This is a genomic window from Methylocystis bryophila, assembly GCF_027925445.1.
GTDB lineage: Bacteria > Pseudomonadota > Alphaproteobacteria > Rhizobiales > Beijerinckiaceae > Methylocystis > Methylocystis bryophila.
Window position 1 is genome coordinate 203,075 of the sequence record NZ_AP027149.1, and the last position, 14,437, is coordinate 217,511.

Annotated in this window: 17 protein-coding genes; 5 read left to right on the plus strand and 12 right to left on the minus strand. The window is 60.3% G+C overall.

Translation table 11 applies throughout. The features are described from left to right. Positions 1-16 precede the first annotated feature (16 nt). Positions 17-337, minus strand: a complete 321-nt coding sequence (locus QMG80_RS01010; protein WP_085771124.1) for a HesB/IscA family protein — start codon at positions 335-337, stop codon at positions 17-19. Positions 338-570: 233 nt separating this feature from the next. Here QMG80_RS01010 and QMG80_RS01015 point away from each other — a divergent pair, with 233 nt between their 5' ends. Next, positions 571-1,161 (plus strand): hypothetical protein, encoded by a 591-nt coding sequence (locus QMG80_RS01015; protein WP_085771125.1) that lies wholly within the window; start codon positions 571-573, stop codon positions 1,159-1,161. Between the two features lie 122 nt (positions 1,162-1,283). Here the strand turns inward: QMG80_RS01015 and QMG80_RS01020 are convergent, their stop codons facing one another. Next, positions 1,284-1,724, minus strand: coding sequence for a Rieske (2Fe-2S) protein (locus tag QMG80_RS01020; protein ID WP_085771126.1), 441 nt, complete (start codon positions 1,722-1,724; stop codon positions 1,284-1,286). Beyond that, positions 1,724-3,340: a flavin monoamine oxidase family protein gene (locus tag QMG80_RS01025; RefSeq protein ID WP_085771127.1), complete on the minus strand. Its 1,617-nt coding sequence runs from the start codon at positions 3,338-3,340 to the stop codon at positions 1,724-1,726. The genes QMG80_RS01020 and QMG80_RS01025 overlap by 1 nt, the downstream gene beginning before the upstream one ends. A gap of 152 nt (positions 3,341-3,492) precedes the next feature. Here QMG80_RS01025 and QMG80_RS01030 point away from each other — a divergent pair, with 152 nt between their 5' ends. The 4 genes from QMG80_RS01030 to QMG80_RS01045 all read left to right on the plus strand — a co-directional run bounded on the left by QMG80_RS01030 (position 3,493) and on the right by QMG80_RS01045 (position 5,464). Next, positions 3,493-3,945 carry a hypothetical protein gene (locus tag QMG80_RS01030; protein WP_085771128.1) on the plus strand — a complete coding sequence of 151 codons (453 nt, stop codon included), beginning with the start codon at positions 3,493-3,495 and terminating at the stop codon, positions 3,943-3,945. A gap of 69 nt (positions 3,946-4,014) precedes the next feature. Next, complete coding sequence (locus QMG80_RS01035) at positions 4,015-4,872, plus strand: sulfurtransferase (protein WP_085771129.1); 858 nt, start codon at positions 4,015-4,017, stop codon at positions 4,870-4,872. Between the two features lie 17 nt (positions 4,873-4,889). Continuing rightward, positions 4,890-5,153 carry a hypothetical protein gene (locus QMG80_RS01040; protein WP_085771130.1) on the plus strand — a complete coding sequence of 88 codons (264 nt, stop codon included), beginning with the start codon at positions 4,890-4,892 and terminating at the stop codon, positions 5,151-5,153. After that, positions 5,150-5,464 (plus strand): hypothetical protein, encoded by a 315-nt coding sequence (locus QMG80_RS01045; RefSeq protein WP_085771131.1) that lies wholly within the window; start codon positions 5,150-5,152, stop codon positions 5,462-5,464. The genes QMG80_RS01040 and QMG80_RS01045 overlap by 4 nt, the downstream gene beginning before the upstream one ends. Before the next feature lie 316 nt (positions 5,465-5,780). On the opposite strand, the gene fdxB is transcribed toward QMG80_RS01045, so the two are convergent. From fdxB to nifH, 9 genes are all read right to left on the minus strand, one after another. Further along, the gene (gene fdxB, locus QMG80_RS01050; RefSeq protein WP_085771132.1) at positions 5,781-6,104 is read right to left on the minus strand and encodes a ferredoxin III, nif-specific; all 324 of its coding nucleotides are present in this window, start codon (positions 6,102-6,104) and stop codon (positions 5,781-5,783) included. Next, positions 6,104-6,304, minus strand: a complete 201-nt coding sequence (locus tag QMG80_RS01055; protein WP_085771133.1) for a CCE_0567 family metalloprotein — start codon at positions 6,302-6,304, stop codon at positions 6,104-6,106. Before QMG80_RS01055 ends, fdxB begins: the two co-directional genes overlap by 1 nt. A 9-nt stretch (positions 6,305-6,313) precedes the next feature. Continuing rightward, entirely contained in the window at positions 6,314-6,784 is a 471-nt protein-coding gene (locus tag QMG80_RS01060; protein WP_085771134.1) for a NifX-associated nitrogen fixation protein, read from the minus strand. Positions 6,785-6,793: 9 nt separating this feature from the next. Next, complete coding sequence (gene nifX / locus QMG80_RS01065; protein ID WP_085771135.1) at positions 6,794-7,189, minus strand: nitrogen fixation protein NifX; 396 nt, start codon at positions 7,187-7,189, stop codon at positions 6,794-6,796. Between the two features lie 19 nt (positions 7,190-7,208). Then, complete coding sequence (nifN, locus tag QMG80_RS01070) at positions 7,209-8,582, minus strand: nitrogenase iron-molybdenum cofactor biosynthesis protein NifN (RefSeq protein WP_085771136.1); 1,374 nt, start codon at positions 8,580-8,582, stop codon at positions 7,209-7,211. A 5-nt stretch (positions 8,583-8,587) separates the two neighbouring features. Then, the gene (gene nifE, locus QMG80_RS01075) at positions 8,588-10,258 is read right to left on the minus strand and encodes a nitrogenase iron-molybdenum cofactor biosynthesis protein NifE (RefSeq protein WP_085771137.1); all 1,671 of its coding nucleotides are present in this window, start codon (positions 10,256-10,258) and stop codon (positions 8,588-8,590) included. Positions 10,259-10,343: 85 nt separating this feature from the next. Then, complete coding sequence (nifK, locus tag QMG80_RS01080) at positions 10,344-11,903, minus strand: nitrogenase molybdenum-iron protein subunit beta (protein ID WP_085771138.1); 1,560 nt, start codon at positions 11,901-11,903, stop codon at positions 10,344-10,346. A gap of 71 nt (positions 11,904-11,974) precedes the next feature. Further along, a complete protein-coding gene (gene nifD / locus QMG80_RS01085; protein WP_085771139.1) occupies positions 11,975-13,477 on the minus strand; it encodes a nitrogenase molybdenum-iron protein alpha chain in 1,503 nt (500 codons plus the stop codon). Positions 13,478-13,544: 67 nt separating this feature from the next. After that, complete coding sequence (gene nifH, locus QMG80_RS01090; protein ID WP_085771099.1) at positions 13,545-14,429, minus strand: nitrogenase iron protein; 885 nt, start codon at positions 14,427-14,429, stop codon at positions 13,545-13,547. Positions 14,430-14,437: the final 8 nt, after the last annotated feature.

Below are 14,437 nucleotides of genomic sequence, written 5' to 3' on the forward strand. Positions count from 1 at the left end.
GTCGGCGCCCTCGTCCTCATCCGAACGACTTGCCGCAAGAGCAGCTCGATTGCGCGTTGGGATTGTCGAAGGTGAAGCCCGAACCTTGCAGGGCGGCGACATAGTCGATCGTCGTCCCCTCGAGCAGCTCATGGCTACTGCCGTCGATGAAGAGCTTCACACCCTCCCGCTCGATGACCGTATCGTCAGGCTCGCCCTCGCGAACGAGGCCCATCTTGTATTGAAAACCAGCGCAACCACCCGCCTCGACCTTGATCCGAAGCCCGTCGACCGGTTCGGAGGAGCCGGAAATTGCAGTCTGCACCGCGCTCAAGGCGCTTTCTGTGAGATGTATCATGCCCTGCTTCCTTCGCCGCAATGCGTTTGCAGGAGAGCAAGCAAACCCTATGCCGAGCCGGGCAGGCCCTTAGGCCGAAATTTGGTCGCAGAGCGCGGATACATTGTTAGCTTCCTGACAGCTCTATAAATCCCGCCCGCATCGCGCGCTCGGCGGGCTTCTTGCATGCTTGGCAGATCGACCCGCCGGCGCTGTCCTGCGGGAGCGCCAAGACTGTAAGCGGAGAATGCTCTATGACACAGATTGAGAAGACTGCCCTCGCTCGGTTGGAGCGGGAAGGCCGCCTGCTCAACGCAGTTTTAAAGAGTCCGACGACCGTGCCGGGCCGATTTGGCTTTCGCGGCGACATCGCGCTCAAATTTCAAGCACAAGTCGCGGACGAAAAGCGGCCGCCGGAGTTCAGCATCGAGCAGGTGCTGACCTTCGCCAGGGAGAACGAGCCCACGCTCCCGATCCTCGCTGGCTATCTCCACAACTTCGCCTATCTCGAGACCGCGGCCGAAGTGTTGGGAGATCTGCTCTCGCCGACCGGCGTCTATTTCATGTTCTGCAACAATATCGACTTGCTCACGAAATTTCGCGTCAAGATCGGCGAGATCACCTTCAACATCCTGCCCTGCGACGAGTCGACGGTCTGGAAGGAGATGATGGATCTCAATTACGTCGACAAGAACGACATCAAGAAGCTCGACACCGCGGGTAAGCTCGACTACCTGCTCGATGCGGCGCTGAAGTTCAACGATTCCTTCGAGGTCATCGCCTATCAGCAAGGCGTCGAGCGTATGGAGCCGGTCAAGAACCGCAACGAGAACCGGCCGGTTTGAGCGAGGCGGCTCATTTCTGATCGCAGGTCTGTCCATGCTCTCAGTCTTTTTGGCGAGAGCCGCCGACACCCAGAAAACATGAGAGCGGAGGGGCGCCACAGGAGCCTCTCCGCTCGAAATTTTTAAGCGCCCTCTTCCTCGGCGTCCTCGTCTTCGTCTTCCGCGAGCGTGACGCCGACGATGCAAATGTCATTGTCGATCACCGTCACCGCCACAGGCGTGAGACTGTCCCCTAGGCAGGGGCCGTCGACGCAATTTCCCGTGCCGATTTCAAAGGCGGCGCCGTGCTTCCCGCACATCAGCCGAAGGCCGTTGGGATCGAAAAACTGATTTCGTTCCCAATCGAGATTGACGCCGTCATGCGGACATCGATTCAGATAGCCGAACACCTGCTTGCCCCATCGCACGATGAGGATCGACAAGGGCTTCTCTTCTCCATTCTCGTCGAGAACGAGCAGCTTGAATCCCCGGGCTCTCTTGCTCGGGATGTCGTTCAAGGAGCAGATGACATAAGGGATCGGGTCAGATTCAAAACCGGTTTCGCCAGAGGCCTCCGTGTCCATCATGTAGTCTTCTCCTGCGCTTGCTGTTCGGCCTTCTTTTGCAGCAGCAGCCGATTCGCCGAGAGCGAGAATTCTCGCCACGCCGCTGCAATGTCCTGCATGATCGCCGTCTTATACTCCCCCGAGGGACGATGCTCGGCGGGAAAGTTGGAGAGCGCGCAGGACGTCTGATTGAAGGCGACGACATCATCCATGATTGTCTGCATTAGATCGCCAAACGGCTTCTGAACGAGCGGCATGAGCTCGACCTTGCCGCGCTCCACGGCGACTGCCGCAAGATCGAAGGGCAGCTTCGCCAAAACTTCGAGCGCCTGCTGGAATATTTGCTCCATCGCGCCGAGAATCGCAAGCTGAGTCAGACCGTCGCGCTCTTGCGACGCAAGCGCGCGATTGAGACGGCGACGGTAATCCTCGAAGACGGCGTCGGACTGGAGATCGACCCAGCGGCCGAATCGCACCAGGCTCGCCTCATTGGGCGGAAGCCCTTCTGCAGACGGGTCCCCTGCCTCCTCCGGCAAGGTCTGCCGCAAGGCAAGGGCCGCCAGCGCACGATCGACTCGACGCGCCGCGTCCAGCGCTCCCTCCATGTAGCCAGCGTTGCGTGCTGCGGTCTCCGATCCAGCGAAGTAGAGCTTTTTGTCCCAAAGCGCGCGTCGGAGCATCGGATTGGCGACGTCCGCCGCATGATCCGAGGGCTCGCCCTCGCGATCGGCCATGCTGCAGGTCAGAGGCTCTTGAGCCCAATCCTTGTAATGCGTCGCAAGACACTCCACATCGGCACCGAATACTGCGCCGAGCTGGCTTGCCATTAAAATAGGCAAACCTACGTTGAAGCTCTCACGTAGGGCAGGACCAAGCGCCAGGAAGCCGCCAATCGCCACGAGCCCCATAGAGAGATCGCAGGCGTCAAAGATTTCGCCGAGGATCGCCTGCTCATGCGTCACATAGGCGGAGCCCGATAGTCCCCGCGCGCGCCAGAACGGCGCGGCGATCTCGAAGGCGGCCTTGGCCTGCGCCGCCATCCAGGTTTCGGCTCCTTGAAGAGCTTGATCCGTTGGCTCGTCGAGCGCTGGCTCGAATTTGACCGTCTCGCGCACCAGGCGCGGCGGCATCGCCATTACGACCTGTTTGGCGGAGACGGTGGTTGACGCGCCATCGACATCGAAGGTGAGCTCGACATAGTCCCCACGATCGCAAAGACGCGTGAGGCGACGCTGCAGCTTCACCACGCCCGAAGGAAGGCGGCGCGCCACCGTGTCGACAAGAGTCGACATGCCGCCATGCAGACGACGCGCGCCGTCGTACAGTCGTTGATCGTCGATGCTCTCGGCCTTCTTATCGGCTTCGCGCAGGTGCAGCACGGCTCCTTCGTCGTGCTGAGGATAGCTCGCAAGCTCGAGCTCCTTGACGAGCGCGGACATGAGCGGTTGTGTTTCCGGCCAAAACCAGCCGGCGCCGAGATCGAGCGCGCCGCCTGCACGTCCTGGCGTGCTGTAGATTCGTCCGCCAATGCGATCGCGGGCTTCGAAGATCTCGAAGCTTGCGCCGCGCTGATTCAATCGTCTCGCGAGCGCAAGCCCGCTGATGCCGCCTCCGACGATCGCCACGTCCAGCATGTTGTTGGCTGCTCCTCGATGATCGGGTGAATTGGTGTCAGCTTAAAAAGCAATTTGCGTGCAACGACAGTCCGCGATCGCCATACGAATTTCGAAATGTATGGCACGAATTTTGATGAACGACGGTGGAAGATCAACGCAAGGAGAAGCAAATGAATCTTGCCTCTGAATTCGCGAGTTGCTCCCTCGATGAGATTAAGGAGCTTCTAAGCGGCGGCACCCTGACCGTTTATTCCGTGGCTCGTCCCTTGACTGCGGACCTCCCCGTGGATCGCAGCGGAGTGCTCGCGACCTTCACCTTCGCCACCCCCGCCTTCGGGCCCGCGGAGGGCGAGTATGAGAGTCCGAATTTCGAAGCCAATCCTGTTGTCGGCGCGACCGTCGGCACGCCGGGTTTCTTGCGCGCGCGCAAGGCCGACGGCGCGACCGTCGCCGATTTTTCCGCCGGTCCTGGCGATCGCGAGGTCAAATTCACCGAGGTTTCCGTCTCTCACGGCGCCCCCGTGCGCATCGTGAAGTTGCGCTTCAAGCAAGGCGATTGGCCGGAACGCCCCGACTATTACGGCACCCACCCGCGCGCCGGCTATCCGCTGCCCGCCGCGTGAGTCGATCGCGACGCGCCGTTTGCTTCGGAAACGTCGACACGATGATCCTGAAGATGGAGCCTCTCATCCATGACTGAACGAGTTCCCAGCGCGCTTGTGAGCACGGAGTGGCTTTCCGCGCATCTCGGCGAGGGCGACATTCGCATCCTCGACTGCACCTGGCATCATCCAAGCACCAACCTCGACGGCCGCAACCAATATCGCGGCCGTCACCTGCCAGGTTCGGTGCATTTCGACATCGATCACATCGCCGACACAACATCCGATCTGCCTCACATGCTGCCGAACGCCGCCGATTTCGCCAAGAAGCTCGGACTGCTCGGCGTGAGCGATAGCGATCGCGTCATCGTCTATGATCGACTCTTTGGCGGTTCCGCGGCGGCGCGCGCCTGGTGGATGTTTCGCGTCTTCGGATGCGACAATGTCGCCATGCTCGACGGTGGTTTTGGCAAATGGACCGGCGAGAAGCTGCCCACCGAAATGTCGCCGGTTCGTCCGGAGCCAAAGACATTCACCGCAACATTCCGACCGGAGCTCGTTCGCACCTATGAGCAGATGAAGACCAATCTTGCGTCAGGTTCCGAACAGGTTGTCGATGCGCGCGGACCCGGTAAATTCGACGGAAGCCAACCAGACGTCTTTCCGTTCAAAAAGGTCGGTCACATTCCCAACGCCGTCAACGTGCCCTGGGCAGATCTCCTACATCCGGAGAAAGGGATATTTCTCGACCCGGAAGCGCTTGCGGCGCGCTTCCAGGCCGAGGGAGTCGATCTCGACAAGCCGATCGTGACCACCTGCGCATCGGGCATTACCTCATGCATGAACGCACTGGCCCTCTATCTTATCGGTCGGACAGAAGTCCCCGTCTATGATGGCGCCTGGGCCGAGTGGGAGCGCCTCGAAGACGCGCCGGCCGCGGCCGCTTGAGAAGACGAGCGACCGCCATGGCCGAAGACGATCAAACATTCACGCTGCTCGAGGATGGAGACGAGTTCGCTCTCTCCTCCGGACATGGGGGCTTCCGGCTTCGTAACAAGTCGGAGGGAACCTGCGCCGACTTGCAGGACGCCGACGCGGAGCGCTTTCGGGCGGATTATGAGGAACTCAGATCACGCAGCCCCGAATGGGGGCCCGATCAGGTTCTCGCGCAGCTTTGGGATCAGGGCGGTTACGGATGGTTAGCTAAGGAAGAAGGCGAGGCTACATGACTACGCTGGTAAAGGTCACTCAGGATGGACGTCGGCTGGAAGTCAAGGGATTTGGCATCTATCTCGACGGCGTGCTTGAGGGGGTCGAAGTTGCGGAAGTGGGTGCGCATCCTCTCAAATGGAAAATTCTGCATCTCATGCCTGAGGCGACTCATGTGGTCGGGCGAGTCGCACTCACGCGCGAGGAAGCCGACCTTGTCTTTAAGGCTCTCAAAGAGGCGCAAGATCAAATGCTCGCGGATCCGAAGGCGATCGCAGAGCGTTTCCGTATCGCCGCCATGTGGAAAGCCCGCGAGCAGGGCATCGAGTAAGGAAATCGGAGCGCCGCCTGCGCTCCATTCAAATGGCTAGAGGCGACCGTTCGGCGAGCGAATACCGGCGCGCAAGCGGTCTGGGCTATGTCGAGGCTGGCGTATCGGCTCGTCTTTCCGAAAACTAGGGCCGCACTCTCGATCGCGCTGCATTTAGGCGAAATCGCCCAACGCGAAAGACGTGATCCATTCCCAACATTTTGAGGGCGTCGCGATCGTGTGGCTCCGCGCGATCGATAAGGAGTAGCTCACAAGACTATAGAGCATAATGTGTCCGGAAAAGCGCTTCACACTTTTCCGGACACATTATCTAATCTTATGCTGCGATTTTGTCGGCGGAGACGTGCGTTTGACAATTCTTCGGGCAGACCCGGGCGCACGCGTTGCAGCCGATGCAGGCCCCGGCTTCCTCGACCTTCATAATCTTGCGATTCAGCTCGCCGTCAAAATCATTGTCATCGTCGTCATCTTCCGTGACGGCGCCGAGGATCTCGCCTTCGTCATTGACGCCATACAACGCCATCACCCCTTGCGGACAGACCTTGAAGCACCGACCGCAGCCGATGCAGGTCGAGGCGTCTATATCGGTAAGATATTGAGGAACATAGTCGCGGCCGTCGCGCGTTTTGAATTCGCTCATCACACAGTCTCCAATTCCTTCAGCTTCGCGCGCGCCGCTTCCAGCGCAGCAAAGGAGTCATGCGCTTTTTGCGCCACGCTCGGAATGGAGTTCCAATTGATGGGCAACTCCTCGGAGAGATCGTGCAGATCCATCTTCGCCTGCATGGCCTTCGCCGAAAGCTTCTTGATTTCGGCCTTCAGAGTGTCGATTTCGCTCATACGGCTGCCTCAGTAGTTCGCCACCGCGGGGAATTTCTCGATCATCTCGACCCCGGACTGGACGTATTTATCCCCCTCGGCGGCAAGCTTCTCGAAACTGTCGAAGCCAAATCGATGGACATCGCGGAGCTGCTTGTTCACGACGATGAGCCGCCCACCAATGAGCACCATGCGGCCGAAGCCCTCGTGGCTCATTTTGAGCATCGGCGAGATCATCACGCCGGTGGCCCGTTCGATCATGAGGCAGACAGCGTTGAAGAAGAGCTCGAGCCGCCAGATCGTCTCCGGATCCGGATCGCCGATAAGCGGCAGTGCGCGGCGAGCCTCCTTGTCGACGACATAGGGAGCGAGAATGTCGAGATCGCTCTTGCTCTCCCAGGCGCCATGGGTGTCCTGAGCGCGCCAGACCTTGATGAGCTCCTTCATGAAAGGAAGCTCTTTGACGGAATCCTTTTGGGCTTCCACGACTGTTGTTGACATGTTTTCTCCTTAGTCTTCGAAGTCCAGGACTCGCTCTTTTCCCTTGGTCAGCGCCTTACGCAGCCACGGTGGCGGCACGCCCCGCAGAACCTCCTCGAGTTTGGCGAGAAGGTCATCGATGTTCTCAGGTTGATTCACCTTCATCGGGTGAATGTTGTTGGCGACGACCCGCGCTGCGCCCGAGCCGCCAATCGCCGCCACGTAGAGAATGGCGCAGTCCTTGATCGCGTCGATCTTCGGCGCGAGCTTGTCCTCATTGCCGTCTTCCTTGAGATCGCCGTCGAATTCGATCGCCTCGAGGAAGGAATGCCCCTCCGGCCCGATCTCGTAGATGGCGATATTCTTCGCCCAACCAAAATGCGCGTCGACGCGCTTGAGGTCCTGAGTGGCGAATGCGACTTTCATAACGCCTCCGATCCTTTTGTCAGTGTGTAGGCGCGTGCGCGGCGCCGACACCGCCGCGCCAGCTTTCCGGCGTCGGCTGATGATTCTCTTCGTGGTCGGCCATCACCAGGTTGCTGACCTCGAAAATCAGGTCGCGCGCGCCCCGATAGCCTACAGTGAGCTGATGTCCGCCACCCAGTCGGTCGAACTTGGGTATGCCAATTCTGAAGAAGGGAATCTTCAGCCTCTCCGCGCCTTGTCGGCCATGCGAATGCGTGAAGAGCAGGTCGCAACCGCGCTCGCGCGAGAGCGTCTCCAAATCCTCCAGATCCCCGATGAGCACTTCTTCGGTCGCGACGCGCTCGAGCACAGGAGATTGCGTCGTCGTGACCGCAGCGAGAATTTGCGCGCCCATCTCCGTCATGAAGGATCCGACGTCGTAAAGAAGATCGGGCTCTGCGCCAATCGCGAGCTTGCGGCCGCCAATGTGGAAGTGACCGTCGAGCATGGCGTCGACAAGTTGACCGCGCTGCCGCCGATATTTCATGGGCGCCGGTCGGCCGCTGATCGCGGTGAGGAAGCTAATCAGATCGTCATTCGGCTCCAGCCCGCAGAGCCGTTCGAAGAGCCGAAACGGCACGCCGGTCTTTGCCGTCATGGCCTCTGCGGCCTGTCGCATTTGCGCGCCGACGGCGATCGTCCAGCCGGCGTTTCCCATCGTGGCGATCTCTTCGATCCCTACGCCGCCGATGGTGGTCGGGGTGAAGTCGTCGGGGATATGTCCATCGAGCGAGCCGCCGATATCCGGCAGGAAGGTCGGTTCGAGCCCAAAATCTTCGATGATCGTGCGCAGTTCGTCGAGGTCGCCCGGCGTGAGATGACAGCCCGGAAGGACATTGACTTTCGACAGGTCGCGCCGACTCGCACTCTTTGGCGCGTCGACGAGAACCTCGACCATGCGAGCGACCGTCTTGCCCCACCCGTCCTGGAAAGCGTCCTTGAAGTCCGGTGTGGAAACATAGACGATCGGCAGTTTGGCGACTTCGGCGTGCTTCTCTCGGATGAGCTTGATGTAGCCGTCGACGTCGTCGCCTTTGGTTTCGGTCACGCCCGTCGAGCAGATCCCGATAATCTCCGGCTTCGCGCGCTTATTGATATTTAGGATCGCCTGCTCGACATTCTCATAGCCGCCGAGCACGGTCGCAACCTCGCTCATAGCGGTCGTCTGCATCGGGATGCTCTCCTTGAAATGGCGCGTGAAGAGCACCAGTCCGAAAGATGTGCAGCCTTGCGAGCCATGCAGCAGCGGCATGGCGCCGCGCAGCCCCATGAAGGCGAGGGTCCCGCCAATAGGCTGGCTCATTTTAAGCGGATTGACGGAACAAGCCTTTTTGCTGAGCCTCACGGTCGCCATGCTGCTTACTCCGCTGCGATCGCATGCGAGGCGGGAAGCACCTCCGCAAGAATTTCTTCAATGCGGATCGAGCAGGCCCCGCAGCCTCCAGAGGCGTTGGTCAATTCTCGCACGGCCTCGACGGTTGTCGCGCCGTTGAGCTGAATCGCGTCTTCGATCACGCCAAGGGCCACGCTCTTGCAGTCGCAGATTTTCTTGGCGCGCCGAACCTCCTCGGCCTTGACCGGGTCCGCCGCGAGCGCCGCGGCTTCCGCCGCTGCAGCGGCAAGCGCACGCGCCTGCCAATTATCCGCCGGGTTTTCCCAAGGCGCGGGCTTGCGGACCTGGCCCCAGATCGGATTGTAAAGCGCCTTGTCGATCTCCTCGACAAGCTTCACCATGCCCACATAGCCCATATAGGCGTGATGCCGTTCCTGGTTGATGTCGAGCCAGGGCATGGAGGCCTTCAGCGCAATGAATTGCGAGCGGCCGCCCGAAAGCATGATGTCTGCGCGCGCATCCTTGAGCATCTTGTACATTTCGCGCGGCGTCATGTCGTCGATCATATGAGCGTCCTGGCCCATCAGCTCCTTGATACGCTCTTTGTCTTCCTTCGTGGACTTCTTCACAGAAGTGCCGACCAGCTCAAGACCAGCCTCCTGAAGCGCGGCGACGACCGACCAGGACTTCACGCCGCCGGTGATGAGCAGAACCTTCTTGCCTTCGAAGCGCGGCTTGAAGCGCGCGATCGCAGCCCAGGCCTTGGCTTCCTCGCGAGCGATAACGGCTTCAGTGCGCTCCATCAGATCCGCCGGCGCGCCGCGCTCGATGAGCATGCGCGCGATTTCGCGCAAGGAGTCGCTTGTATCCTCGATGCCGTAGAAGGACCCTTCGAAGAAAGGAATGCCGTATCGCTCCTCCATCTTGCGGGCGACGTTGATCATCGCCTTGGAGCACACCATCATCGCCGCCTTGGCGCGATGCGAATATGCGACCTCGCGGTATTTGCCGTCACCGGAGATGCAGGAGAGAATCCGGATGCCGATCTCGTCGAGAAGCGGCTTCACCTGCCAGAGCTCGCCGGAGAGATTATATTCCCCGATGATGTTGAGATCGTAAGGAGTGGTGTAGTCGGGCTCCTCCGTGCCAATCACATGTTGGAGCAGCGCCTCTCCCGCGAGCTTGTTGCCGAGATTCTTCGGGCCCACGAAGCCGGGTGAGTTGATCGGAATGACGGGCTTGCCAAATTTTTCGCGCGCGGCCTTGCACACGGCGTCGATGTCGTCGCCGATCATCGCGGGCACGCAGGTCTGATAAACGAAGACCGCCGGCGGATCGTATTTCTCGATGATCTCTCTTATGGATTTGAAGAGCCGCTTCTCTCCGCCGAACACGACGTCGGTCTCATTAATGTCCGTCGTGAAGCCGGTGCGCCACAGATTGGAGCCGGAAGAGGCGGCGCCGCGATTGTCCCACGAGTTCCCCTCGCATGCGATGGGGCCATGAACGAGATGGGCGACGTCTGTCAGCGGTTGCAGAGCGATCTTGGCTCCGTCGAAGGCGCATCCGCCAGCCGCGCCGCCGGGCTGCAATTGCTTGGTGCAGCCCTTCTTGCGCTCTGCCTCGGATTTGTTTGCATTTTTGCCGCAACCGGGCTCGTTGAAAACGTCCTGTATTGTGGCCGAGACCGAAGCCATGCGCCTCTCCTCTCTGGGATCGTCGTCCAACTGGCGAAGCAAGACCCGGACCGCTTCCGCCGAGGCGGAAGCGGTCCCTTTTTTATCAGCGAATGATATCGAAGCTATAGTCGCTCTTCGCCGGAACGTTGGTGTTGGCGTCGATCGATTCGAAGATGCGATCGAGGACCCAAACCAGCGTGTTCATCCCGCCCTGATAGCCCCACACCGGATAGCGGTGGTGATGATGGCGATCGAAGATCGGGAAGCCGATGCGGATGAGCGGCGTGCCCGTATCGCGCTCAAGATACTTGCCGTAGGTGTTGCCGATAAGGAAGTCGACCGGCTCCGTGAACAGCAGCGAGCGCATGTGCCACAGATCCTTGCCGGCATACACTTGGCAGTCCTTGCCGAAGGGCGAGCTGTCGAAAAGCGCCTGCACCTTTTGCGCCCACGCCTTGTTGCCATTCGTGGCAAGCACATGCGTCGGTTCGGCGCCGAGCTCGAGCAGGAAGCCCGCCAGGCCCAAGCAGAGGTCCGGATCGCCATAGATCGCGAACTTCTTGCCATGGATATGGGCGCTCGAGTCGGCCATGGCGTCGACCAGGCGTCCACGCTCCTTCTCGAGCTCGGCCGGGATCGGCTTGCCAGTCATCCGCGAGACCTCGAGCAGGAACTTGTCGGTCGCGGCCACGCCGATCGGATGATTGAAGGCGGCGACTTCCTGCCCATGCGCCTGGATCAAGGGCAGCGTCTTCTCGGTGCAATATTCCTGCATCGAGATCGTTCCCTTGGCGTTGAGCGCGGCGGCCGTCTCTTCGAGGGTTGTGCCGCCCGAATACATGCGGAACTCACCGTCGGTTGGCGTGTCGAGGACCTCGCTGTTGTCGGCAAGGATCGTCGCCTCTACGCCCATCAGGCTGAAGATGCGCTTGATCTCGCGAGTGTTGCCGACTGTGTAGCCGTCGAAACCGCCGATGAAGTTGATCTTCTCGTTCGGCTTGCGCTCCAGCTTATCCACGGTGCCGGCTTTGCCGTCCCAGAAGTGCTCGAGAACGCCCTTCAGGGCATTGTCGTAGCCGGTCACATGGCTGCCGACGAAAGCCGGGGTGTGCGCGAAGGGAACGTCGTATTCTCCGGGAACCGAGCCCTTTTCTTTCGACGTCTTGATGAAGGCGTTGAGGTCGTCGCCGATGACTTCGGCCATGCAGGTCGTGGAGACCGCGATCATCTTGGGCTTGTACATATTGTAGGTGTTGGCGAGCCCGTCGATCATGTTGTTGAGGCCGCCGAACACCGCGGCGTCTTCCGTCATCGAGGAGGAGACGCAGGAGGTCGGCTCCTTGAAGTGACGCGACAGATGGCTGCGATAATAGGCGACGCAGCCTTGCGATCCATGCACGAAGGGAATCGTCTCTTCGAAGCCGATCGCGGCAAAAACAGCGCCGAGCGGCTGGCAGGCCTTGGCCGGATTGACCACGAGCGCCTCGCGGGCGAAGTTCTTCTCTTTATATTCCGGCGTCTTCGCCCATTCGCGGATGCGCTCGACCTCAGCGGGGTCGCGCGGATTCTCGAACATCTTCTTCTTGTTCGCCAGCATCTGCTGGTATTCCGGCCCCCTGAAGAGGTCGAAGTGGTCGAGCACGTTTTCGGCATTCTGGGGCATTGTCGAAACCTTTATTTTCCGTGTTGAGAGGGGGCCCGGCGCCACATGTTTCAGGGCGCCGGGCGATGTCGTTATTCCGCGGCCTGCAGGAGCGGCGCAGGCTCGGACTTCCAAGGCGCCTTGGTCATTTTCCAAACCGGGGAGTTGATCGCCATGTCCATGTCACGCGCGAAGATCGCGAAGCCGTCATAGCCATGATACGGGCCCGAGTAGTCCCAGCTGTGCATCTGACGGAAGGGCACGCCCATCTTCTGGAAGACGTACTTCTCCTTGATGCCCGAGCCGACCAGATCGGGCTGGATCTTCTCGACGAACTTCTCGAACTCATAGCCCGTGACGTCGTCGTAGATGATCGTGCCGTCCTTGACGTAATGCTGAGCGGTGCGCTGATAGTCGTCGTTGTGGCCGAACTCGTAGCCGGTGCCGACGACCTCCATGCCGAGGTCCTCATAAGCGCCGATCACGTGACGCGGACGCAGACCGCCGACATAAAGCATGACCGTCTTGCCCTCGAGACGCGGGCGATATTTGGCGATGACCGCGTCCATCAACGGCTGATACTTGGCGATGACGCGCTCGGCGCCTTCCTTGATCTTGTCGTCGAAGAAGCTCGCGATCTTGCGCAGCGATTCCGCGATCTTGCTCGGCCCGAAGAAGTTGTACTCGCACCACGGAATACCGTACTTCTCTTCCATGTGGCGGGAGATGTAATTCATCGAGCGGTAGCAGTGCAGAACGTTGAGCTTCGCCTTCGGCGTCGCCTCGAGCTCGGCGAGCGAGCCGTCGCCCGACCACTGAGCGATCACGCGCAGGCCCATTTCCTCGAGCAGAATGCGCGAGGACCAAGCGTCGCCGCCGATGTTGTAGTCGCCGATGATGGCGACGTCATAGGGCGTGGGCTCGAAGCGCGGCGCCGCATTCGGATCCATCTTGTCGAAGACCCAGTCGCGGATCGCGTCATTGGCGATATGGTGGCCAAGCGACTGCGAGACGCCGCGGAAACCTTCGCAGCGCACCGGCACGATCGTCTTGCCGTCATATTCTTTCGACTTCGCCTTCGAGACGGCTTCGATGTCGTCGCCGATGAGGCCGATCGGGCACTCGGACTGCACCGTGATGCCGTTGTTCAGCGGGAACAGCTCCTGGATCTCGTCCATGATCTTGGCGAGCTTTTTGTCGCCGCCGAAGACGATGTCCTTCTCCTGGAAGTCCGAAGTGAACTGCATCGTGACGAAGGTGTCGATGCCCGTCGTGCCGATGTAGTAGTTGCGGCGCGCCGCCCAGGAATATTGGCCGCAGCCGACGGGGCCGTGGCTGATGTGGATCATGTCCTTGATCGGGCCCCACACGACGCCCTTCGAGCCGGCGTAAGCGCAGCCGCGGATCGTCATGACGCCGGGAATCGACTTGATGTTGGACTTGACGCCACAATCCTGCTTGCCGGCCTCATGCACGTTCAGGTGCTTGGCGCGACGCTTGGCGGTCTTTTCCGGGTAGACTTTCAGCACTTCTTCGATGAGCGCCTTATTGCGGGCTTTGATCTCCGCGACGCTCTGGCTGGGCGCGAGACTCATTATTATCTCCTTGGATTCTGGAGGGAAGAAACCGTCGAGCGGCACGAGCCGCTCGACGTCGGAAGCCTTACGCGATGGCGGAGAGTTCCGAGGCGGTCTTGCCGATCTGGCTCTCGTCGACGGCCTTCATGATGCCATGCTCCATGAGCATGTCTTCGAGCTCGTCCATGGTGATCGGGGTCGGGATGATGCCCTTGCCCTGGTTCGCATGCACCTTGTTCGCGAGATTGCGATAGTGACCCGCCTGCACCGAGTCCGGCGCATATTCGATCACCGTCATGCGGCGCAGCTCGGCGTGCTGAACGATATTGTCGCGCGGCACGAAGTAGATCAGCGTCGTGCCGAGCTTCTTCGCAAGAGCCTCAGCAAGCTCAAGCTCCTTGTCCGTCTGACGCTCGTTGCAGACCAGCCCGCCCAGGCGCACGCCGCCGGAGTTGGCGTATTTCAGAATGCCCTTGGAGATGTTGTTGGCCGCATACATGGCCATCATCTCGCCGGACATGACGATGTAAATCTCCTGCGCCTTGTTCTCGCGGATCGGCATCGCGAAGCCGCCGCAGACAACGTCGCCGAGCACGTCGTAGGACACATAGTCGATGTCCTCGTAAGCGCCGTTCTCCTCGAGGAAGTTGATCGAGGTGATGACGCCGCGGCCGGCGCAGCCGACGCCCGGCTCCGGACCGCCCGACTCGACGCAGCGGATGTCGAGATAGCCGACCTTCATCACTTCTTCGATCTCAAGGTCCTCGACGCTGCCCGCCGAAGCCGCGAGGCTCAGGATGGTGTCCTGCGCCTTGGCGTGAAGGATCAGGCGCGTCGAATCCGCCTTCGGATCGCAGCCGACGATCAGGATGCGGTGACCCAGCTCCGCAAGCGCCGCCAATGTGTTCTGGGACGTCGTCGACTTGCCGATGCCCCCTTTGCCGTAAAACGCGATCTGCCGTAGTGACATATTCGTCT